Genomic DNA, 21193 nt, shown 5'->3' with positions numbered 1-21193 from the left:
GTAGTCGTGGATTGTATGCGAGCCTACGCAACACGGCCAATTTACGGCGTTTCTACTACCGCAGGTTAGAGCTGAAAAAATCACATTCTCAAAAAATTGGCGCCGAGGGCCTCCTGCACGGGGATGAGACCATCAGTAGAACGTTTAAATCCGCAGCAGAAGTGAATATAAGATTCATAATCTTCTGTCGTGACTTAGGTGATTATGACGCCATCTGCCACAGATCCTGAAAAGGACCGCCCACCAGGCTGATCGTTTTTTGTACAATTTTGAGGATGACGTCCTTGATAGCATAATAGCGCCACCCTCAATGATGAATTGATCACTTACGCTATTCACAAGGTAGACCTGTAGCCCATGTTTGAGCAAACCTTCAAAGCCATCGACGACGTCCTCCGGAAAGACGCCGGCTGCTCCAGCGAACTCGACTACGCCGAGCAGACAAGCTGGATGCTGTTCCTGAAATACCTCGACGACCTGGAGCACGAACGCAGCCTCGAAGCCGAACTGATGGATGAGGACTACCAGTACATAATCGATCCTGAACATCGCTGGAGTGCCTGGGCTGCCCCGAAGGACGAGAGCGGCAACTTTGACCACAACAATGCCCTAACTGGCTCCGACCTGATCGATTATGTCGATGGCGAACTGTTCCCCTACCTGAAGAACTTCAAAAAGGCCGCCGAAAGCCCGGACACCATCGAATACAAAATCGGTGAAATCTTCGGCGAAATCAAAAACAAGATCCAGAGCGGCTACTCCCTGCGCGACGCCTTGGAAAAGGTCGACGAACTGCGCTTTCGTTCCCAGGAAGAGAAGCACGAACTCAGCCACCTATACGAGACCAAAATTAAGAACATGGGCAACGCCGGGCGCAATGGTGGCGAATACTACACTCCCCGGCCCCTGATCCGCGCCATGATCGACGTCATCCAGCCCAAAATCGGCGAGACCATCTACGACGGCGCCGCAGGCTCAGCCGGTTTCCTCTGCGAAGCCTATGACTACCTCAGGCAGGGCGGCAGACAGAAGAAGCAACTCTCCACCAAGGATCTCAAAACCCTGCAGGAGCGCACCTTCTACGCCAAGGAGAAGAAATCCCTGGCCTACGTCATCGCCATCATGAACATGATCCTGCATGGTATCGAGACCCCCAACGTCATCCACACCAACACTCTGGCGGAAAACCTGCAGGACATACAGCCCAGCAACCAGCACGACATCATCCTGGCCAATCCCCCCTTTGGCGGCAAAGAACGCAAAGAGGTGCAGCAGAACTTCCCCATTAGAACTGGGGAAACCGCCTTCCTGTTTCTGCAGCACTTCATGAAGACTCTCAAACCTGGTGGTCGCGCCGCCATCGTTATCAAGAATACCTTTTTAAGTAATGCAGACACCGCCGCCATTGCCCTCAGAAAAGAGTTACTGCAGAACCACAACCTGCACACAGTTCTCGACTGCCCCGCCAAAACCTTCCTTGGTGCGGGGGTAAAGACAGTGGTGCTGTTCTTTACCAAAGGCGAGCCGACGCACAAGGTCTGGTACTACCAGCTCGACCCCGGCCGCAGCTTGGGTAAAACCAATGCGCTCAATGACAACGACCTTCAAGAATTTGTCGAGCTGCAGAAAGGCTTTAAGGAATCCGACAAATCCTGGTCGCTCAATGTGGCGGATCTGGATCAGGCCACTTGGGATCTGTCGGTGAAAAATCCTAATGCCAAGGAAGAGACTGAGCTTCGCGAGCCGAAAGACATCATTGCTGAAATTATTGCGCTGGATAAAGAAAGTGAGTCGATTCTGGCTAAGGTTCAGGAGCTGGTGTGATGTTTGGATGGCGCACTGAAAAGCTCACCAATATCACTACAAAAATTGGAAGTGGAGCTACCCCTAAAGGCGGAAAGAAAAGCTATAAGTCTGAGGGAATATCGTTAATAAGAAGCATGAACGTCCATGATGGTGTATTTAAATATGACGATTTGGCGCGCATTGATGATGATCAGGCGGACAAGCTCTCAAATGTGGTTGTTGAGCCGCACGATGTGCTGCTCAACATCACGGGAGCATCAATCGCACGATGTTGTGTAGTTCCCGACGAAACTTTGCCAGCTCGAGTGAATCAACATGTCTCCATTTTGAGACCTGATCCAGATCTTATCGATAGCAAGTTTCTTGGGTACATACTCATATCGCCGATATACAAAAAGCAGCTGTTGACCTCAGGAGATAAAGCTGGCGCTACGCGAGAGGCTTTGACCAAAACACAGCTTCAGAATTTCGAAATCTCATTTCCCTCAATACAAGAACAAAAACACATCGTCACCATCCTCGACCAGGCCTTTGCCGACATCGACAGAGCCCGCGCCTTAACCGAAAAAAACCTCAAAAACGCCCGCGAATTGTTCGAAAGCTATTTGCAGCAGGTGTTTGGCCAGAGCGGGGAGGGTTGGAACACATCAAAATTGAAGTCAATTACTTCCAAAATTGGTAGCGGTGCGACACCCAAAGGAGGAAAAGCTGCTTATAAAGTAGAGGGGATTTCGCTTATTCGAAGCATGAACGTTTATGATCGACGATTTTTGGAGAAGGACTTGGCCTTTATCGATGATGACCAGGCGGAAAAGCTTAGCAATGTTATCGTTGAAAAAAATGATGTTCTATTGAATATCACAGGTGCCTCTGTAGCTCGTTGTGCGTTGGCGCCCGAGGAGTTCCTTCCAGCTAGAGTAAATCAACATGTATCTATCATTCGTGTTAACCAAGAAGAGCTATTGCCTGCTTTTTTAAATTACGCATTAACGTCAAAATTTTATAAAGATCAGTTGTTAGGAATTGGTGAGTCGGGCTCAACGCGGCAGGCGATTACTAAAAAGCAAATAGAGGAATTTGAAGTCTCATATCCATTATCCCTAGATCAACAAACTAGGTTCATACAGCAGTTAGAGCTCTTAGAGAGCCACGTAAAAGAAGTACAGTGTATCTACGAGAAGAAGCTACATTCGTTGGATGAGCTGAAAAAGTCGATTCTTCAAATGGCTTTTATTGGTGAGCTGACAAAGGATAGCAAAGAGGCAGCTGCCTAATGACGCAGGGAAGCCGCAACGAAGCCGATACCCGCGCCGAACTGATTGACCCCAAGTTGATTGGAGCGGGCTGGGGCAAGGTGGAAAACAGCTATATCCGACGCGAGGTCAGTATTACCCAGGGCAGGATTATTGGCGGCGGCAAACGCGCTTCGGCATTGAGCAGCGACTATGTGCTGGAATATCAGGGCCGTAAGCTGGCGGCGATTGAGGCCAAAAAAGAGAGCCTGAGTTATACCGAGGGGGTGCGTCAGGCCAAGGATTACGCTCAGCGCCTGCAGTGCCGTTTCGGCTACGCCACCAACGGCCATGACATCTACCAGGTGGATATGCTCACCGGCGAGGAAAAGCTGGTCGAGCAGTTTCTTAGTCCGGATCAACTCTGGCAACTGACCTTTGATCTCACCCAGAAGTCCGGCGGTGAACGACCCGAGCCCGACTTTGCGGCTGTCTGGCGCGAGCGTTTCGCCCAGATCCCTTTTGAGTGCAAAGGAGACTGGCAGCCGCGCTACTATCAGGAAAACGCCATCAACAATGCCCTGGAGGCCATCGCACAGGGCAAGCAGCGTATTCTGTTAACCTTGGCCACCGGCACAGGCAAAACCTGTATCGCCTTTCAGACCGCCTGGAAGCTGTTCCACAGCCGCTGGAGCTTGAGCGCACAGAAAGAGCCATCCGCTGCGAAAAAACGCCCGCGCACCCTGTTCCTAGCCGACCGCAACGTCTTGGCCAATCAGGCCTTTAACGACTTCGGCCCCTTCGGTGAAGATGCCATCGTGCGCTTAGAGCCCGGGGAGATCAAAAAGAAAGGCGCCGTGCCCAAGAATGCCAGCGTCTTCTTTACCATCTTCCAGACCTTCATGTCCGGCACCGATGAAGCCGGAAACCCCTCGCCATACTTCGGCGATTACCCCGAAGATTTCTTCGACTTTATCGTAATCGACGAATGCCACCGGGGCGGCGCCAACGACGAAAGCGCCTGGCGGGATATTCTCAACTACTTCTCCCCGGCCGTACAGCTGGGTCTGACCGCCACCCCCAAGCGCACTGTCAACGCAGACACCTATTCCTACTTCGGCGAACCGGTCTACAGTTACGCGCTCAAAGACGGCATCAACGACGGCTTTCTAACACCGTTCAAGGTGCTGCCAATCGTCGGCACTATGGATGAATACATCTACACCCCTGGTGATGGAGTGGTCGTCAAAGGCGAACCCGAGCAGGGCCGCGTCTACAAGGAGGGCGACTTCAACCGCATCATAACCATCCCCGAGCGCGAAAAAATGCGGGTGCGCTATTGGATGGATCTATTTAACCCCAAAGAAAAGACTCTAGTGTTCTGTGCTACCCAGGAGCACGCGGGCACAGTTCGGGACTTTATCAACCAGTATGCGGTGGAGAAGGGCTGGACTGCTAACCCTAGTTACTGCGTTCGGGTTACCGCCAATGATGGCGTTGGCGGCGAGAACGACCTGAAGACCTTTCAGGACAACGAAAAGACCATACCCACCATCCTTACTACCTCCCGCAAGCTCTCTACCGGTGTGGATGCCCGCAACGTACGGAACATCGTCCTAATGCGTCCCTGCAACAACATGATCGAGTTCAAACAGATCATCGGACGCGGCACTCGTATGTACGACGGCAAGGATTATTTCACCATCTACGATTTCGTCAAAGCCCACTACAACTTTGCCGACCCCGAATGGGATGGTGAGCCTCTGGAGCCCCAGGTTTGTGAGAAGTGTGGCAATACCCCCTGTAGCTGTGAAAAAGGTGGAGGCGCAGAACCCGGCATCTGTGGGTTATGTGGCCATAATCCCTGCACGTGTGAGAGACCCGAACCGGAGCCCTGTACCGAATGTGGGCAGCGCCCCTGTGTATGCGAGAAAAAGGTTGTTATTACCTTGTCTGATGGCAGGGCTCGCCAGATCAAGCACATTTCTTCAGCGATGTACTGGAGCCCAGAAGGAAAGCCAATCACCGCTAAGGAGTTCGTGGAGCGCATGTTCGACGACCTGCCGCACTTTTTTGCTGACGAGGAGCAACTTAGACAGATATGGAGTGATCCCACCACGCGTGAAAGGCTTCTCGAAGATCTCGCAGAGGCAGGCTATGACAACGAAAAGTTGGACAGCATGAAAGACCTGATTGACGCAAAAGAGAGCGATGTATATGACGTCCTCGCGTTTGTGGCCTATGCGGCAAAAACCTGTACCAGGAAAGAACGAGTGGAAAGGGCACATCCTAGTTTGGCGGTAGGCTACCCCGACTATAAGCAACGAGAGTTTATCGATTTTATTCTAGAGAGGTATCTTGAAGACGGTGTGCAGGAACTGGCCGCGGGAAAACTGATAAGCCTAATAGAGCTGAAATACAACACAATAAGTGATGCTGCCACTGAATTAGGTCCTCCTTCAGCAATCAGGGAAACGTTCGTTGGCTTTCAGAGATACTTGTACGAACCACTATAGGTACCTACTCTGACATGAAGCTTATAGTCGGATTGAAGGAGTGTTCGTGACAACAAAAGACTTTTTCTTTGGGTATTGGTGGCACCCTGCCCACCGATTAAACCGGTTATCCTATGCACTCAAGATTTGGCCACTCCTGATTTTTTTTAGTCGTTCTGATTTTGACCTTTGAGGCTGCGTTGTTAAAGCTTGATGGCGTAGTTTCAGCGCTTATAGCATCTATGTCAGCCTTTGCTTTCTTATTGCTGCTTATACTCAGTTGGAGGATCAGTTTTTGGCGCTGCAAAGATATGAATCCGGGCTGGGAAACCACATCATTTGGTTTTTGGTAGTTGCGTTGCAAGCAGTGTCTTCAGTAATTCCTGGCGCTGGATATCTCATAATGCAGCTTTGGCCCCCAGGCTCCGTCAAAATGACAGAAGACCTGGAATCCCGGGCCCAAGAAAATGGCTAGTTAGTAGGCGAGGGCTCCCATACTATACGGCCTAGATTCAGGGCTGTAGCGTGGAAATCAGAACGCAGTACATTTACCTCTACCTTAATTCATTGGATGAATGTTATATTCATGTTGAATTCGTTGAGTGAATTTTGATGGCTGCAGTCCGCATCAACTATCAGGCCCAAGGATGCCAGATCCTCCGCTTCCACGAATCCAGCGCCTTCTTCCGCACCATCATCGGTCCGCTGGGCTCTGGTAAGACCCACAGCTGCATCATCGAGGTACTGCTGCAGGTCTTGCACCAGACACCCGACCGTAACCGCGTGAGGCGCTCCCGGGTGGCGGTGGTCAGGAATACCTACATCGACCTGATGAACACGATCACGAAGGACTTCCGCGAGATCGTGGAGCAGGCTGATCTCGGCACCTTCAAAGCCTCAACACCTCCCAGCTGGTCCGCCATCTTCCCCCTGGACGACGGCACCACCGTGGACGCCGAGGTGATCTTCATGGCATTCGATGGCCCGGAGGATCAACGCAAGGCCCGGGGTCTGCAATTGTCCGGCCTTTACGCCAATGAGCTGAAGGAACTGTCGAAGGACAACCTGGACCTACTGCTCTCCCGTGTTGGGCGCTACCCGGCACCGGCCCAGGTGCCCAACGCCAAGCACTTTGTAATCGCCGACTCCAACGCCCCCGACCGCGACCACTGGCTGGCAAAGCTGGTTTTCGACGAGAAGCCGAAGGACTACGCTTTCTTCATCCAGCCCCCGGCGGTGCGGAAAGTAAACGGCGCGTGGCAGGCATGCCCCGATGCCGAGAATGTGCACAACTTGCCCCACGGCTACTACGACCGCCTGACCCAGGCGAAGAAGGACAGCTGGATCAGGCAGAACCTCGCTAACGAGTTCGTCTTCCACTCCGACGGCAGGCCAGTCCATCCGGACTTTAGCGAGCACACCCACGTTGGGGAGTTCACCTTGGACCCACGCCTGCCGTTGTCGGTGGGCATCGACTTTGGACGCACACCCGCGGCGACCCTCGGCCAGAAGCAGCACAACGGCCGCTGGCTGATCTGGCAGGAGCTGGTGACCGAGAACATGAGTGCCTTGCGGTTCGGTGAGCTGCTCAAAAAGATGATCGGCGGGGACGAGCTGCTCAGGAATTACCAGGTGGAATTTACCGGCGACCCCGCTGGCAACCAGCAGGCCCAGACCCGCGACGAGACCCCGTTCGACATGCTGCGGGCTAGCGGCATCTATGCGATCCCCGCGCCCTCGAACGACTTCGAGCAGCGAACCACGGCGCTCGATGTACAGCTGACGAAGCTGGTGGCCGGTGACCCTGCCATCCTGATCCATCCGCGCTGTAAGACCCTGATCAAGGGCCTATCGGGTGCGTATCAGTTCAAGCGGGTGAAGGTGGCGGGTGACGAACGTTACCAGGATAAGCCCGACAAGGGCCCCACCTCACACGTCTGTGAGTCCCTGCACTACATGCTGACCGGGGCGGGGGAGGGCTGGCTCCACGATCCCGCCATGGTGGCGGAGATGGAGCAGATAGCGTCGGACTTGGAGTCTGGGCGACTGGGGATCCCGGCGCACTGTTTCGAGTAGGCTTGCCCTATAGTACCTCTCAACGAACCAGCTTGATTTAGTTACAGACAAAAATCGAGTACTTTGCCCGAAGTTGCTACCCCGGTAAGATGCAGTCATGCCAAGGCGAGCCAACAACCCTAAATCTGCCGGTTTCAACCCTTCCATGCTCCAGTGGGCGCGTGAATGGCGGGGTATCTCTGTAGATGAGATTGCCGCAAAACTCAATAAGCCGCCCGCTATGATACTTGATTGGGAGTCACCGGAAGGCGACTTTGAACCGACAGTGAATCAAGCACGTAAGATGGCCGAGTTATACCAAAGGCCATTTTTAGAATTTTTCCTCCCAGAGCCCCCCAGCGTCTACCGCCCCAAACTGGTGCCTGATTTTCGGCTATATCAAGGGGCGCCGGACCCCACTGAAAATAGAGACTTCATTGATATTCAGGGCTGGGCGGAATCTCTTCGAATAAATGCCCTAGATCTCTACGAAGAGATCGGAGAGGCCCCGCCTGAGTTTCCTAAAGAACTTCGCGCCAGCATTAAATCGGACCCGGAAGAGTACGCGGCTTTGGCAAGAGAGTGGACGAAATTTACTCTGGACGAACAACTTGGTATGAGGCCCAGCGAATGGTACCTACTTCCTGATATTGTACGCCGTCATATTGAGTCGCTCGGCGTCATCGTGGCCAAATCTGGTGGGTTGAAAGCGCACCAAGCCAGAGGCTTGTGCCTTTTTGAACAGCTCCTCCCAGTCATCGTATATACACAGGAGTACCCGGGGGCCCAGGCGTTCACGCTGGCCCATGAGCTTGCACACTTAATGGTTGGCGAAAGCGGTATTATCGGGCCATACGTGAGAAAAGGAGGGGGCGCAGCCCAATCGATTGAGGACTGGTGTGACAATTTTGCAGGCGCCTACCTCATGCCTAAATCCGCAGTTATGGACAGCATGGCTTGGGCAACGGGGCAACTGCACGAGATTTCCGACGATGCCTTAGAGGCAGTTGCCCGTACATATTGTGTAAGCCCCCACGCAGCACTCGTTAGGCTTGTAAAGCTAGGCAAGGTAGATCCGAAGTTCTACTGGAACAAGAAGCGCGAAGAGTTTCTAAAGGCCGAGGACGAGTACAAATCCTTCGCTCGCCCAAAATACTATGCGACGCGTTATAAAAATAAGGTTGGGGAAGCCTATACAGGACTAGTGTTGGAGGCATGGAAGCTCGGACGTATCAGTAATCATAACGCCGCTGAATACCTCGGAATTAAAAAGCTCCAATACCTGAATGATATTAGCGCAGGTTTTGGGGCGTAGGTGAAAGATTACTGCATTGATACTAGTGGTTTGACCGAGCCTCTCCAAAGGACACCTGAGGATTTGTACCCCTCGTTGTGGGCCCCAGTTAAGAACATCTTGGCGTCTGGACGTATCGCAGTGACGAAGGAAATATTCGACGAGATGGTAGTGATTGACGGCACTCTGGGGAGCTTTATCGAGTCACATAAAAACGAAATGCTTCTGGAGATTGGTGGTGACTGGAGCTTCCACGACTACATCAATACTTCTGTCTACCTGCAGGAGCAGTACCGCGATTTTATTTCAGAGAATAACGGAAATATAAAAGGCACCGTTGGCATGAACGATATGTCTATCATTGCCCTGGCCAAGACGTTGGGACTCCCGCTGGTGAACATGGAAGGAACGGCGAATACCTCACCTAAAAGGAAGCGTATCCCGGATGTGTGTGCTGAGATCGGGGTGCAGTCCCTCACCTTTAACGAGTTTTTGCGCGCCGAATCTATAACAGTGTAGCTCCAGCTATGGTTCAACTGGAGCTACCCGCTAGGTCTTACCCTTACGCTTGGCGTGAGCGGCCTTTGCCGACTCCCTCGACCTCTTAGTGTACTTCAATACCGTCGCCGCGCTCCGGTGGCCTGTCACCTCCATGATTTCATGCAGGGTAGCGCCCGCGGCGCCCATCTCCGTTGCCGCGGTGTGGCGCAGGGTGTGAAGCACGGGCATCTCGTCGCGCATGTCGGGTTCGAAGTTCGCCCTCATCGCCGACCTGATCAGTTCATCGAAGCGCCCGATGGGCGCGTCCTGCTTCCGGCCGGCGAAGACGTACGGACACCCGGGCCGGCAGAAGGCCTCGCGGTGCTGCTCCAGCCGCTCGACCATGTCGTCATCGATCAGCGCCTCCTGATCCTCGCCGGTCTTGGTGTCGAGTAGGTAGAGCACATTGTCATCGAGGTCGACGCAGTCCCATGTCAGCTTGAGTAGCTCCCCCCGCCGGCGGCCAGTGTCGTACGCCAGCCGCAGGAACAGGGGGAACTGCTTCTCGATATAGGTGGCCTCTTTTTTGTCGGCTTGCTCGTCGACGTAGGCCAACAGCTTCTTCCACTCGCGGGGTTTCAAGACCCGCTGGCGGGGAGGGTTCTTTTTGTACTTCTTCACCAGCCGGCAGGGGTTGGTCTGGATCCAGCTGTGCGGCGTCTGGCTGATGTAGGTCAGGCACCCACCCAGCGCCCCGATGTATCGATTCTTGGTCGGGCCCTCGCAGGTCAGGGGGTCGACCTGCGAGGCGATCATGGTGGGCGTGAGAGCGCCCAGAGCGACCCTGCCCACGCGATCCTTCCACCAGGTGCATAGTCGCTTGATGTCCTTGAAGGACTTCTTCCGCTGGGTTTCGGGGTCTTCGAGGTAGGTCTCTATAGCGTGGCCGACGGTGCGGCGCTCGCCCAAGGCGCGGGGATCGACCCGGCGGTCGCGTATGTCTCGCTCGAGGTCGTAGGCCCAGTCCTTGGCCGCGTTCTCCGAGTCGAAGGTTTTCCGCTGGTCGCGGTAGCCCTGGCGGCGGACGATGGCCTGGTAACTGATCTCACCATCCGCCCGTACCCGTTTCCTGATCGTGGCCATACATCAGTCCTCCGCGCCGGAGAGCATGGACGCCACCTCGGTCGCCTGCATGACCTGCCACTCTTCACAGAGGTACTGGCCGATGGAGCACAACCGGCGGGAGATCTCGGGATTGTCGGAATTGGCGGCCGCGTGGAAGAGGGCGCCTAAATCACCCAGCTGGGATGAGGTGAGAAGGTGGTTATCTTCCAGCTGAGTACTGGAGATAGAGGTGCTGCGGGTGTTGGTTGGTCGATTCATGATCAAGACTCCTTAAACACAAGATTGAGTGTAGCCAAAATTGTGCCAATGTTCTTGATCGGGGTTGGCAGCAAGGAACCGGCATTACCCGTAACTCCTTGTTTTTCCTGCCTTTTATGGCGGTGGGCCAGGGATTCGAACCCCGGGAGGATCTCTCCTCAACGGTTTTCAAGACCGCCGCTTTCGACCACTCAGCCAGCCCACCGAAAAACCGTATTGTCTGTCTTCACAGCGCGCTGCGAAGAAGGCGAGATTATACAGTCCTTTGATGCAGGCACAAGAGCCTTGGCGACTCTTGTGCCTATAAAACAGGTGTTTTATCCCTGGTTGGCCGCCTCCGCGTAAGGAGCCGCGGTTTCCACGCTGGCGACTGCCGGCAGCGGGCCGCGCGGATCGTTGCTGGCACGCGGCACAACACGTCCGCTGGGCTGAACCGCTGGTGCGACGAAGTCGGAGAACAGCACCGGATGAGCGGTAGTGATCTCGATCGCGGCCACCGGTTGCGGGGCAACGCGGGGGTCGTTCACGGCGCGGCCGGACTCGGTCAGGCCGGTTGTGGCGGCCGGCTCGACGGAAGCAACTTCTTCCCGCACAGGCTCCTGCACTGGCTCCGGAATTGTTTCCGGTGCTTCGGCGACGACAGGTTCTGGCTCCGCGACGACGGGCGTCTCGGCCTCTGCCACTGCAGGCGCGGTTTCCTCGACGACTTCAGCGACAGCTGGCGTCTCGGGTTCTACCTCGACCTGTACTTCGGCAGCGGGCTCAGCGACGGCGGCAGCCTGGGGTGCCTCCACCTCAACGCTCGAGGCCGGTTCTGCTTCCGCCTGGGCGGCTACAGGCGCTGTCTCTGGCGCGGGCTGTTGCTGCGGTGCTGCGGGCTTCTCGGCAACTTCGCTCGCTACCGCATCTGCATTAGCTGCATCTGCGCCAGCTTCGGCCTCCGGGCGCGGGCCGCGGTTGCGACGACGGCGACGGGGTTCGCCGCGCTTGTCGGACGGACGCTTGCGGGGTTTGTTCTGGCCGCCCTCGTCGTCGCGTACCTCTTCCTCGGCAGCAACGGCATCAACTGCATCCAGCTTGGCTGCGTCATCCTGCTCGGGACGACGGCGACGCTGGTTGCGGCCGCGGTTGTCGTCATCGCGACGCTGACGACGGGGCTGCTGCTCGTCGCGGCTGCTGTCGCCATCGGCGCTGCGCGCAGTCTGGGGCTGTTGCTGGTTCTGGCCCTGTACGTCGCGGTTTTCACCGTTGTTGCGGTTGCGGTTGCGGCCGCCACGGCGACGATTGCGGTTGCGGTTGTTCTGGGACTTGCCGCCGCTGCGCTCGTCGCGCTGGCTGCGCTCCTTGTCCTTCTCGCCGGCACTCTTGCCTTTGGGCTTCTCGGACTTGCGCTCGGTAGAGGGTTTTTCTTCGCTGCCGAACAGCGCGGCCGCCAGGCGTGCGAAGAAGCCCTGCTTGGCTTTCTTCTTGTGCTTGCCCTTGTGGTGGTGCTTGCCGTCTTTGCCCTTGTGCGGCTTCTTGTGCTGCTTGGGCTTGTCCTCTTCAGCCGGCTTCTCCTTCGCCTCGGGGGCGGGAGTGGTGCGCTGTACACCCTGTACCAGGGCTTCCTGCTGGGGCAGGGCGGCGCTGTGGCTGTCGGAGATGGTCTCGGTATCCGGAACCGTAATGTCGACCTTGTAGCTGACGGCCTCGCCGTCCACTTCGTCGTCGCGCAGACGCTTGACTTCGTAGTGGGGCGTTTCCAGGTTCGGGTTGGGGATAACGAGGATGCGCGAGCGGCTGATCTGTTCGATTTCGGACAGGGCCTGGCGCTTCTCGTTGAGCAGGTAGGCGGCGACGTCCACCGGCACTATGCCGCGGATCTCGGCGCTGCGCTCCTTGATGGCCTCTTCTTCCAGCAGGCGCAGGATCGACAGGGCCAGTGACTTGGTGTCGCGGATGGTGCCCTGGCCGGTACAGCGGGGGCACACAATGGCGCTGGTCTCACCCAGGGAGGGGCGCAGGCGCTGGCGGGACATCTCCAGCAGGCCGAAGCGGGAAATGCGGCCCACCTGGACCCGGGCGCGGTCGATGGCCAGGGCGTCGCGCATGCGGTTTTCTACCGCGCGCTGGTTGCGTGCCGCCAGCATGTCGATGAAGTCGATGACCACCAGGCCACCCATGTCGCGCAGGCGCAGCTGGCGGGCGATCTCGTCGGCCGCCTCGAGGTTGGTCTGCAGGGCAGTGTCTTCGATGTCGGAGCCCTTGGTGGCGCGGGCCGAGTTGATGTCGATGGACACCAGCGCCTCGGTGGGGTCGATCACGATGGAGCCGCCAGAGGGCAGGCGCACTTCCCGCTGGAAGGCGGTCTCGATCTGGCTTTCCACCTGGAAGCGGTTGAACAGGGGGATCGAGTCTTCGTAGCGCTTGATGCGGTTCTTGTACTGGGGCATCACCATGCTGACGAAATCAGTCGCCTGCTGGTGGGCTTCATTGGAGTCGATCAGGACCTGGTCCACGTCATCGCGCAGGTAGTCGCGGATGGCGCGGATGATGACATTGCTCTCCTGGTACAGCAGTACCGGGGCTTTCGCGGTGCTGCTGGCGTCACTGATGGACTGCCACAGCTGCAGCAGGTAATTGAGGTCCCATTGCAGTTCTTCGCCGGTGCGGCCCACGGCGGCTGTGCGGGTGATCACGCCCATGCCGTTGGGGATGTCCAGGGTGTTCAGGGCCTCGCGAAGCTCGGTGCGGTCGTCGCCTTCGATACGGCGGGAGATGCCGCCGGCGCGGGGGTTGTTGGGCATCAGGACGATGTAGCGTCCGGCCAGGCTGATAAAGGTGGTGAGGGCGGCGCCTTTGTTGCCGCGCTCTTCTTTGTCTACCTGGACGATGATCTCGGTACCTTCCTTGACCACATCCTTGATTTTCATCCGGCCTTCTACGGAGCCTGGATCACGGTAGAAGTATTCGCGGGCAATTTCCTTCAGCGGCAAAAAGCCGTGGCGCTCGGCGCCGAAATCAACGAAGGCGGCTTCCAGGCTGGGTTCAACCCGGGTGATTTTACCTTTGTAGACGTTGGATTTTTTTTGCAGGCGGGTACGGTTTTCGATGTCCAGATCGTAGAGACGTTGGCCGTCAACCAGCGCAACGCGCAACTCTTCTGGCTGAGTTGCGTTGATAAGCATTTTCTTCATAGTGCCATATACCTGTTTCGCACAGGCCTGGCGGGGCAGTCATCAGTGGCGGGCCGGCAGGGTGCCGGGCATATGGAGGGCCAGGGTAGGGCGGGCTGACTTGTGTTGTGCGCGCCCGTCCAGTGGCTCTGCGCAATACGTTCAGGTGTTCCAGTATCATTGTCCCGGCGCGCAAGCGCGGTGCCGGTTAGCGTCCTTGGCCTTGGGCGGGTAGCGCCCGGGCGGCCTTTTTGTTAGTGTCGCAGCACCTGAATCCTGCGACCACGCCGTGATATTCCGTAAACTGATTCTGTATCCCGGCAGGTTACCTGCGCGGTTAATGTTGTGTCGTCGCGCTACGCTCCAGGGCAGTGTTGTTGCCGCTCAGTGGGGGCGCGTCGACACCCTTTACAGACGTGTGGTTTTCTCTGACGGAGCCATGCAATTTCTTCGGCAGGCCCTACCTTCGCCAGGCGACTTCGCAGCGCCGGTGTCGAGTTTGGTTATGACACGGACGGCCACACGGCCGCGACTATAGCAGCAAAGACCCAGTGCTTCAATTGGCAATAGAACCCTGATATGGCCCCAACGGAACAGCCCCAGACCGGCACAGCTGTGCAATTTCTGACCATCGACGCCGATGACGCCGGCCAGCGCCTCGACAACTACCTGCTGCGGATCCTGCGCGGGGTCCCCAAGACCCGCATCTATCGGGGGCTGCGCAAGGGTGAATTCCGGGTGAACAAGGGGCGGGTGAAGGCGGACTACCGGCTCAAGGCGGGGGATGTGCTGCGGGTGCCCCCGGTGCGCCAGGCCGAAGCCGGCACACCGGCGCCGGTACCGGGCTACTGGGTGGACGAACTCAGCCGGCGGATCGTCTACGAGGACGAGGGGCTGCTGATCATCGACAAACCCTCCGGGCTGGCGGTGCACGGCGGTTCAGGCCTCAACTTCGGGCTGATCGAGTGCCTGCGCCAGATGAGGCCCCAGGACCGGCGCCTGGAACTGGTCCATCGCCTGGACCGGGACACCTCGGGCCTGGTGATGGTGGCCCGCAAGCCGGCGGTGTTGCGGGAGCTGCACCAGCTGCTGCGCAGTGACAAGGTCGACAAGCGCTACCTGGCGCTGGTGGTGGGCAAGTGGCCCCGGCGGATGTCGGTGGTGGATGCCCCCCTGGAAAAGAATGTCGTGCAATCCGGTGAGCGCATGGTGCGCGTCGGCAAGGAAGGCAAGCGTTCGGTGACCGAATTTGCCGCCGTGGAGCGCTTCCCCCGGGCCACCCTTATCGAAGCCAAGCCGGTGACCGGGCGCACCCACCAGATTCGGGTGCATGCCCAGCATGCGGGGCACCCGCTATTGGGTGATCCGAAGTACAGTGACCCCCGCAGCGAGGCGCTCACCGTTGAGCTGGGCCTGAAGCGGCTGTTCCTGCACGCCAGGGCGCTGAGCTTCAATCTGTCCGGCGCGGGCCGGATCGCCGTCGAAGCGCCTCTCGAGCGGGCTCTCGAAGAAACTTTAGAAAAATTACGTAAGCCTCTGTAAATGATCGTTATATTTGACTGGGATGGAACCCTCTGTGACTCCGTAGACGGTATTGTCCGCGCGATGCGAGCGGCCGCTGAAGAGCTCGCCATGGCCCTGCCGGCAGAGCAGGCGGTACGCGATATCGTTGGCCTGGGGCTGCCCCAGGCGGTGGCTCGGTTGTTCCCGGATGTGTCCGAAGTGGGGCGCGCTGCGGTCGCCGAGGCCTACTCCCGGCAATATATAGCCGCTACTAGTAGTGGCCCGCCGCCATTGTTCGCAGGCGCCCGGGAGTTGCTGGGCGCATTGCGCAGCGCGGGCTTCGAGCTGGCCGTCGCCACCGGCAAGAGCCGTCGCGGGTTGAACCGGGTGCTGGCCGGTGCGGGCATGGAGGACTATTTCGATGCCACCCGCTGCGCCGACGAAACGGCCTCCAAGCCGGATCCGCTCATGCTCCGGCAAATTCTCGACCAGCGGGGCCGGCTGCCCGGGCAGGCCGTGATGGTGGGGGACAGCGAATATGACCTGGCCATGGCCGCCAGTGCAGGGATGGCGTCCATCGGGGTGAGTTTCGGGGTGCACGCCCCGAAGCGCCTGCAACAGCACGCGCCCCTGGGTATTGTCGATCAGCTTTCGGAATTGCTGCCGCTGCTCGAGGGTGTTTTCGACAGGACCGGGTGACCGCTCTCCGCCAGCAGGCGGCACAGGGCGATTAGCGGGAGCCCCTCCAGGCTGGTCGGGTCGTTGCCGGTCAGGCGCTCGAACAGGGCGACTCCCAGGCTCTCCCACTTGAAACTGCCGGCGCAGTCGTAGGGCGTATCCTTGCGCAGGTAGTTTTCGATCTCCTCCCTTTCCAGCGCGCGAAAATCCACGGTGAAGGGTTCGGTGTGGGTTTTGTCGATCCCGGGGCCCAGCAGGCACACGGCCGTATAGAAATGCAGGGTCTTGCCGCTGCAGGCCTCCAGTTGCGCCACCGCCTGCAGATGGCTGCCGGGCTTGCCCAGCAGGGCGCCTTCCAGGGAGGCCACCTGGTCGCTGCCGATCACCAGGGCCTCCGGGTGCCGGGCAGCCACGGCGGCGGCCTTGGCCTGAGCCAGGCGGGCGGCGAGCGGGGCCGGGGCCTCCCCTGGCAGGGGGGTCTCGTCGGTATTTGGCGACTCGCAGCGGAAGGGAATCTGCAGGCGTTCCAGCAGGCGCTGGCGGTACGGTGAAGTTGAGGCGAGAATAAGGTCCATCGGGCAATTTTCCGCGATTGGCTGCTGATTGTGAATAAGTACGCGAAGCCTCTGTATTTAAAAGATTTTTTTGACAAGGGGCTAATCCGCCCCTATGATGCGCGCCTATGTTGACCGAGCCCCTCCCGACGACGCTGGATGTCCGTAAGGCAGCCACGCGCGGCGTAAGCATCAGTGGGGCGCTAAAACCGCTTGAATTACAGCGTTTCCGAGGCCTTCTGGCCTCGGACGACGGTGATATTCAGGCGCGTTTGGCGTTCTCCCGGGACGAGGAAGGCCGCTATCTGGTGACGGTGGAAGTACAGGCAACCGTGTCTGTTACCTGCCAGCGTTGCCTGGAGCCGATGTCGACCACCGTGGAATCCAGCAATACGCTGGCCATCGTGTGGACCGACGATCAGGCCCGGCACCTTCCGAAGCACCTGGATCCGCTGATCCTGACGGAGGAGGCCTGCGTGCTGCGGGAACTGGTGGAGGACGAGCTGATGCTCAGCCTGCCCCCCTACAGTTACCACGAGCAGGCAGATTGTAATGAAGAATTGGTGGGTCTGGCCGCTTCCGAGCCCGAGCAGGAGCAGCGTGAGGAAAAGCCCAACCCGTTTGAAGTGCTGGCGCAATTGAAGCCCGGCGAAAAACACTAGGAGTTAGTCATGGCTGTTCAGCAGAACAAGAAAACCCGTTCGCGTCGCGGCATGCGCCGTTCGCACGATTCCCTCGGTGGTTCCACCCTGAGCGTGGATCAAACCTCCGGTGAAACCCACCGTCGCCACCACGTGAGCGCCGATGGTTTCTACCGTGGCAAGAAAGTCGTCGACACCGGCGCCGAAGACTAAGCACACCGCTTAGGATCTCCGGTTTGCGCCGAACGGCTTTCGCTGCCGTTTGCCAGACCCGCGGGGGCACAGGCCCCCGCACTTTCTCTCCCCCGGCGCTGCGAGCGCTGTCAACATCCCCTTTTTCGATACCGTTTTCACCCGTCACAGCCTATGCTGATGGGCGGCCGTCTTGCGCGCTGCGCCTGCGGCTGGTTCACTGCGGGTAACTCTACCGTTAAGGACGTTATTTCATGGCACTAGCAAACACTGCCTTTGTATTTCCCGGCCAGGGCTCACAGAAAGTGGGCATGCTGGCCGCCGCGCACGCCGAATACGCCGCTGTGCGCGACACTTTCACCGAAGCCTCCGAGGCCCTCGGCTACGACATGTGGGACCTGATCCAGAACGGCGAGCAGGAAGCCCTCAACCTCACCGCGACTACCCAGCCGGTGCTGCTGACCTCCAGTGTTGCGCTGTGGCGCGCCTGGCTGGAGCAGGGCGGCGAAGGCCCCGCGGTCATGGCCGGGCACAGCCTGGGCGAATTCAGTGCCCTGGTGTGCGCTGGCGCGCTGGGTTTTGCCGATGCCGTGCGCCTGGTGCGTCAGCGCGGTGAATTCATGCAAACCGCGGTGCCGGTGGGCGAGGGCGCCATGGCCGCTATCATCGGCCTGGATGACCAGGCCATCGTGGACATCTGTGCCGACATTGCCGGGCGCGGGGAAGGCGAGGTTGCCGCGGTCAATTTCAATTCACCGGGGCAGGTGGTCATTGCCGGTCATACCGGCTCCGTCGATGTGGCCATTGCGGCCCTCAAGGAAGCGGGGGCCAAGCGCGCCATGCCGCTGCCCGTCAGCGCACCTTTCCATACGGTATTGATGAAGCCCGCCGGCGAGCGCCTGGCCGAGGCGATGGCCCAGATCAGCATCCAGGCGCCTTCGGTACCCGTGATTCACAACGTGCACTGCCAGGCCGAGAACGATCCCGAACGCATCCGCGAACTGCTGGTGCAGCAGATCTACAGCCCGGTACAGTGGACCGGCTGCGTGCAGGCCATGGTCGAGCGCGGCGTCGGCGAGGTGGTCGAGTGCGGGCCCGGCAAGGTGCTGAGTGGCCTCAACCGCCGTATCGATAAATCGCTCAACAGCCACTCGCTGGAAGAGCCGGAAGCCTTACAAGCCACACTGGCGGCGCTCGCTGGCGCTGCCTGAATCGGACAACAGGGGAACAGTCCACTATGAGTGACAAGAAAGTAGCGCTGGTGACCGGCGCCAGCCGGGGTATCGGTCGAGCCATTGCGGAAAAGCTGGCCGCGGACGGATATACCGTGGTCGGTACGGCCACCAGCGAATCCGGTGCGGAAGCGATCAGTGCCTACCTGCAGGAAGCCGGAAACGACGGCTGTGGCATGGCTCTGGATGTGGGCAGCGACGACAGCGTGGAGACGGTGATGAAAGCTGTCGCCGAGCGTTACGCGGCACCGCTGGTGCTGGTCAATAACGCCGGTATCACCCGCGACAACATTCTGATGCGTATGAAAGCGGATGAGTGGAGCGATGTCATCAATACCAACCTCAATGCCCTGTACCGGGTGAGCAAGGCCTGCCTGCGTGGCATGACCAAGGCGCGCTGGGGGCGTATCGTCAACATCACTTCGGTGGTGGGTTCCATGGGTAATATGGGGCAGAGTAACTACGCTGCCACCAAGGCCGGGGCTGAGGGTTTCTCCCGCGCGCTGGCCCGTGAGCTGGGTTCGCGCTCAGTGACCGTGAACAGCGTGGCTCCCGGATTTATCGACACCGATATGACCCGCGAGTTGAGCGACGACCAGCGCGACCTGATGCTCGGCCAGATTCCGCTCGGCCGCCTGGGGCAGCCCGAGGAAATTGCCGCGCTAGTCAGTTTTTTGTGCAGCGACGTGGCCGGTTATATCACCGGGGAAACGCTGCATATCAATGGCGGCATGTATATGGCGTGAGCCAGTGAACCTTTGTACAATTGGCCACGCGGCCATAAAAGCGTTCGGCGCCTCGCGCCGTGCGACAAAAAAAACTTCTTACCGGCTGAAAAATCAGAGTAAAATGCTCGCTTCAGGCCGGTTCGATGGTTTGATTCAGCACTAAACTCAGGAGTGACCCGATATCATGAGCAGCATTGAAGAACGCGTTAAGAAGATCGTTGCAGAACAACTTGGCGTGAAAGAAGAAGAAGTACAGACCGAGGCCTCCTTCGTTGAAGACCTGGGTGCCGATTCTCTGGATACCGTCGAACTGGTTATGGCGCTGGAAGAGGAATTCGAAACTGAAATTCCTGATGAAGAAGCCGAAAAAATTACCACAGTGAAACTGGCGATCGATTACATCAACGAAAACCTCGCCTGATTTTTACCTCACTGTACCGAAAAGCCGTTTCTATTTAACATAGAGCGGCTTTTTCTCTTTCTGGTTTCCCAATAATTTCCCGCAGTTAAGGAGTTAGCGCCGTGAAAGGCAGAAGAGTCGTTGTTACCGGTCTCGGTATGATCAGCCCGGTCGGTCTCACCGTCGCCGAGACCTGGGAAAATATTCTTGCCGGCAAGAGTGGTGCTGCGCCCATCGAGTTTTTCGATGTCTCTGCCTACTCGACTACCTTCAGTGCCAGCGTCAAGAACTTTGACCCCTCACCCTACATGCCTGCCAAGGACGCCCGTAAAATGGACGTGTTTGTGCAGTACGGCATGGCCGCCGGCATCCAGGCCATGGAAGATTCCGGCTTCGAGGTGACCGACGCCAATGCGGGCCGGGTGGGTTGCTCCATCGGCTCCGGTATCGGCGGCATCGGCCAGATCGAAAAGAATACCGAGATCGTCCGCGTCTCCGGGCCGCGCAAGATTTCGCCGTTTTTTGTACCCGGTTCGATCATTAACATGATCGCCGGCAACCTGTCGGTTAAATACAACCTGCAGGGGCCCAACCTGGCGACCGTCACCGCCTGCACCAGCGGTACTCACAACATCGGCCTTGGCGCGCGCCTGATAGCCTCCGGCGATGCCGACGCCATGCTGGTTGGTGGCGCCGAAATGGCCACCACCCCGGTGGGCCTGGGTGGCTTCGCCGCAGCTCGTGCACTGTCTACCCGCAACGACGACCCGACCGCGGCCTCACGCCCCTGGGATCGCGATCGCGACGGCTTCGTTCTCGGCGATGGTGCCGGGGTCATGATGCTGGAAGAGTACGAGTCTGCCAAAGCCCGCGGCGCAAAAATCTACGCTGAACTCACCGGCTTTGGTATGAGTGGCGACGCCTACCACATGACTTCGCCGCCGGAGGATGGCCGCGGTGCCGCTGCCTCCATGCGCAACGCCGTGCAGGACGCTGAATTGCCGGTGGCAGAACTCGACTACATCAACGCCCATGGCACCTCCACCAATGCTGGCGATGTCGCCGAAACCCGTGCGGTCAAGACCGTCATGGGCTCCGCGGCGAACCAGGTGGCGGTGAGTTCCACCAAGTCCATGATCGGCCACCTGCTCGGCGCTGCCGGCGCGGTGGAGGCCATTTTCTCGGTGCTCGCCATACGCGACCAGGTCGCACCGCCGACCATCAATATCGACAACCCCGACGAGGGCTGCGACCTCAATTATGTGCCGCACACGGCCCAGCAGCGGGAGATCCGCAATGTGCTGTCCAACTCCTTCGGTTTTGGCGGTACCAACGGCTCCCTGATTTTCCGCCGCCTCGACTGAC

The 21193-nt window shown here is 58.2% G+C and carries 18 protein-coding genes and 1 tRNA gene; 14 read left to right on the top strand and 5 right to left on the bottom strand.

The annotated features are described in order from the left end of the window. The first annotated feature begins 357 nt into the window (after positions 1 to 357). From FV139_RS20555 to FV139_RS20530, 6 genes are all read left to right on the top strand, one after another. Positions 358 to 1824 carry a class I SAM-dependent DNA methyltransferase gene (locus FV139_RS20555; RefSeq protein WP_148070372.1) on the top strand — a complete coding sequence of 489 codons (1467 nt, stop codon included), beginning with the start codon at positions 358 to 360 and terminating at the stop codon, positions 1822 to 1824. Continuing rightward, positions 1824 to 3080, top strand: coding sequence for a restriction endonuclease subunit S (locus FV139_RS21115; RefSeq protein ID WP_235898750.1), 1257 nt, complete (start codon positions 1824 to 1826; stop codon positions 3078 to 3080). The genes FV139_RS20555 and FV139_RS21115 overlap by 1 nt, the downstream gene beginning before the upstream one ends. Continuing rightward, positions 3080 to 5554, top strand: a complete 2475-nt coding sequence (hsdR, locus tag FV139_RS20545) for an EcoAI/FtnUII family type I restriction enzme subunit R (RefSeq protein ID WP_148070371.1) — start codon at positions 3080 to 3082, stop codon at positions 5552 to 5554. Before FV139_RS21115 ends, hsdR begins: the two co-directional genes overlap by 1 nt. 591 nt (positions 5555 to 6145) lie before the next feature. After that, positions 6146 to 7609, top strand: coding sequence for a TerL (locus FV139_RS20540; protein ID WP_148070370.1), 1464 nt, complete (start codon positions 6146 to 6148; stop codon positions 7607 to 7609). A gap of 97 nt (positions 7610 to 7706) precedes the next feature. Next, complete coding sequence (locus FV139_RS20535; RefSeq protein ID WP_148070369.1) at positions 7707 to 8903, top strand: XRE family transcriptional regulator; 1197 nt, start codon at positions 7707 to 7709, stop codon at positions 8901 to 8903. After that, positions 8904 to 9401: a DUF4411 family protein gene (locus tag FV139_RS20530; RefSeq protein ID WP_148070368.1), complete on the top strand. Its 498-nt coding sequence runs from the start codon at positions 8904 to 8906 to the stop codon at positions 9399 to 9401. 30 nt (positions 9402 to 9431) lie between these two features. Here FV139_RS20530 and FV139_RS20525 read toward each other — a convergent pair whose 3' ends face one another. The 4 genes from FV139_RS20525 to rne all read right to left on the bottom strand — a co-directional run bounded on the left by FV139_RS20525 (position 9432) and on the right by rne (position 13921). After that, positions 9432 to 10505, bottom strand: a complete 1074-nt coding sequence (locus tag FV139_RS20525) for a tyrosine-type recombinase/integrase (protein ID WP_148070367.1) — start codon at positions 10503 to 10505, stop codon at positions 9432 to 9434. A 3-nt stretch (positions 10506 to 10508) separates the two neighbouring features. Beyond that, entirely contained in the window at positions 10509 to 10745 is a 237-nt protein-coding gene (locus tag FV139_RS20520; protein ID WP_148070366.1) for a hypothetical protein, read from the bottom strand. A 117-nt stretch (positions 10746 to 10862) separates the two neighbouring features. After that, positions 10863 to 10950: transfer RNA gene (locus tag FV139_RS20515), tRNA-Ser, on the bottom strand. Between the two features lie 112 nt (positions 10951 to 11062). After that, the gene (gene rne / locus FV139_RS20510; RefSeq protein WP_148070365.1) at positions 11063 to 13921 is read right to left on the bottom strand and encodes a ribonuclease E; all 2859 of its coding nucleotides are present in this window, start codon (positions 13919 to 13921) and stop codon (positions 11063 to 11065) included. A gap of 558 nt (positions 13922 to 14479) precedes the next feature. Here rne and rluC point away from each other — a divergent pair. Further along, the gene (rluC, locus tag FV139_RS20505; protein ID WP_148070364.1) at positions 14480 to 15442 is read left to right on the top strand and encodes a 23S rRNA pseudouridine(955/2504/2580) synthase RluC; all 963 of its coding nucleotides are present in this window, start codon (positions 14480 to 14482) and stop codon (positions 15440 to 15442) included. After that, positions 15443 to 16102 (top strand): HAD-IA family hydrolase, encoded by a 660-nt coding sequence (locus tag FV139_RS20500; protein ID WP_148070363.1) that lies wholly within the window; start codon positions 15443 to 15445, stop codon positions 16100 to 16102. Here the strand turns inward: FV139_RS20500 and FV139_RS20495 are convergent. Then, positions 16048 to 16656, bottom strand: a complete 609-nt coding sequence (locus FV139_RS20495) for a Maf family protein (RefSeq protein WP_148070362.1) — start codon at positions 16654 to 16656, stop codon at positions 16048 to 16050. The two genes, FV139_RS20500 and FV139_RS20495, sit on opposite strands and share 55 nt — an antisense overlap. 107 nt (positions 16657 to 16763) lie before the next feature. Here FV139_RS20495 and FV139_RS20490 point away from each other — a divergent pair, with 107 nt between their 5' ends. From FV139_RS20490 to fabF, 6 genes are all read left to right on the top strand, one after another. Further along, entirely contained in the window at positions 16764 to 17297 is a 534-nt protein-coding gene (locus FV139_RS20490) for a YceD family protein (RefSeq protein ID WP_148070361.1), read from the top strand. A 9-nt stretch (positions 17298 to 17306) separates the two neighbouring features. Next, a complete protein-coding gene (gene rpmF, locus FV139_RS20485; RefSeq protein WP_148070360.1) occupies positions 17307 to 17489 on the top strand; it encodes a 50S ribosomal protein L32 in 183 nt (60 codons plus the stop codon). 233 nt (positions 17490 to 17722) lie between these two features. Continuing rightward, complete coding sequence (fabD, locus tag FV139_RS20480; protein WP_148070359.1) at positions 17723 to 18679, top strand: ACP S-malonyltransferase; 957 nt, start codon at positions 17723 to 17725, stop codon at positions 18677 to 18679. Positions 18680 to 18705: 26 nt separating this feature from the next. After that, positions 18706 to 19446: a 3-oxoacyl-ACP reductase FabG gene (fabG, locus tag FV139_RS20475; protein WP_148070358.1), complete on the top strand. Its 741-nt coding sequence runs from the start codon at positions 18706 to 18708 to the stop codon at positions 19444 to 19446. A 166-nt stretch (positions 19447 to 19612) separates the two neighbouring features. Further along, positions 19613 to 19849 carry an acyl carrier protein gene (gene acpP, locus FV139_RS20470; RefSeq protein WP_066056577.1) on the top strand — a complete coding sequence of 79 codons (237 nt, stop codon included), beginning with the start codon at positions 19613 to 19615 and terminating at the stop codon, positions 19847 to 19849. Between the two features lie 101 nt (positions 19850 to 19950). Further along, positions 19951 to 21192 carry a beta-ketoacyl-ACP synthase II gene (gene fabF / locus FV139_RS20465; protein WP_148070357.1) on the top strand — a complete coding sequence of 414 codons (1242 nt, stop codon included), beginning with the start codon at positions 19951 to 19953 and terminating at the stop codon, positions 21190 to 21192. Position 21193: the final 1 nt, after the last annotated feature.

This window comes from Parahaliea maris, assembly GCF_008064665.1.
Classification (GTDB): Bacteria; Pseudomonadota; Gammaproteobacteria; order Pseudomonadales; family Halieaceae; genus Parahaliea; species Parahaliea maris.
This window is presented reverse-complemented; position numbering and strand designations above follow the sequence as displayed.

Coding starts and splice junctions, on each gene's coding strand:
- FV139_RS20555 (WP_148070372.1), top strand. CDS start 358: ATGTTTGAGCAAACCTTCAAAGCCATCGACGACGTCCTCCGGAAAGAC.
- FV139_RS21115 (WP_235898750.1), top strand. CDS start 1,824: ATGTTTGGATGGCGCACTGAAAAGCTCACCAATATCACTACAAAAATT.
- hsdR (WP_148070371.1), top strand. CDS start 3,080: ATGACGCAGGGAAGCCGCAACGAAGCCGATACCCGCGCCGAACTGATT.
- FV139_RS20540 (WP_148070370.1), top strand. CDS start 6,146: ATGGCTGCAGTCCGCATCAACTATCAGGCCCAAGGATGCCAGATCCTC.
- FV139_RS20535 (WP_148070369.1), top strand. CDS start 7,707: ATGCCAAGGCGAGCCAACAACCCTAAATCTGCCGGTTTCAACCCTTCC.
- FV139_RS20525 (WP_148070367.1), bottom strand. CDS start 10,505: ATGGCCACGATCAGGAAACGGGTACGGGCGGATGGTGAGATCAGTTAC.
- FV139_RS20520 (WP_148070366.1), bottom strand. CDS start 10,745: ATGAATCGACCAACCAACACCCGCAGCACCTCTATCTCCAGTACTCAG.
- rne (WP_148070365.1), bottom strand. CDS start 13,921: ATGAAGAAAATGCTTATCAACGCAACTCAGCCAGAAGAGTTGCGCGTT.
- rluC (WP_148070364.1), top strand. CDS start 14,480: ATGGCCCCAACGGAACAGCCCCAGACCGGCACAGCTGTGCAATTTCTG.
- FV139_RS20500 (WP_148070363.1), top strand. CDS start 15,443: ATGATCGTTATATTTGACTGGGATGGAACCCTCTGTGACTCCGTAGAC.
- FV139_RS20495 (WP_148070362.1), bottom strand. CDS start 16,656: ATGGACCTTATTCTCGCCTCAACTTCACCGTACCGCCAGCGCCTGCTG.
- FV139_RS20490 (WP_148070361.1), top strand. CDS start 16,764: ATGTTGACCGAGCCCCTCCCGACGACGCTGGATGTCCGTAAGGCAGCC.
- rpmF (WP_148070360.1), top strand. CDS start 17,307: ATGGCTGTTCAGCAGAACAAGAAAACCCGTTCGCGTCGCGGCATGCGC.
- fabD (WP_148070359.1), top strand. CDS start 17,723: ATGGCACTAGCAAACACTGCCTTTGTATTTCCCGGCCAGGGCTCACAG.
- fabG (WP_148070358.1), top strand. CDS start 18,706: ATGAGTGACAAGAAAGTAGCGCTGGTGACCGGCGCCAGCCGGGGTATC.
- acpP (WP_066056577.1), top strand. CDS start 19,613: ATGAGCAGCATTGAAGAACGCGTTAAGAAGATCGTTGCAGAACAACTT.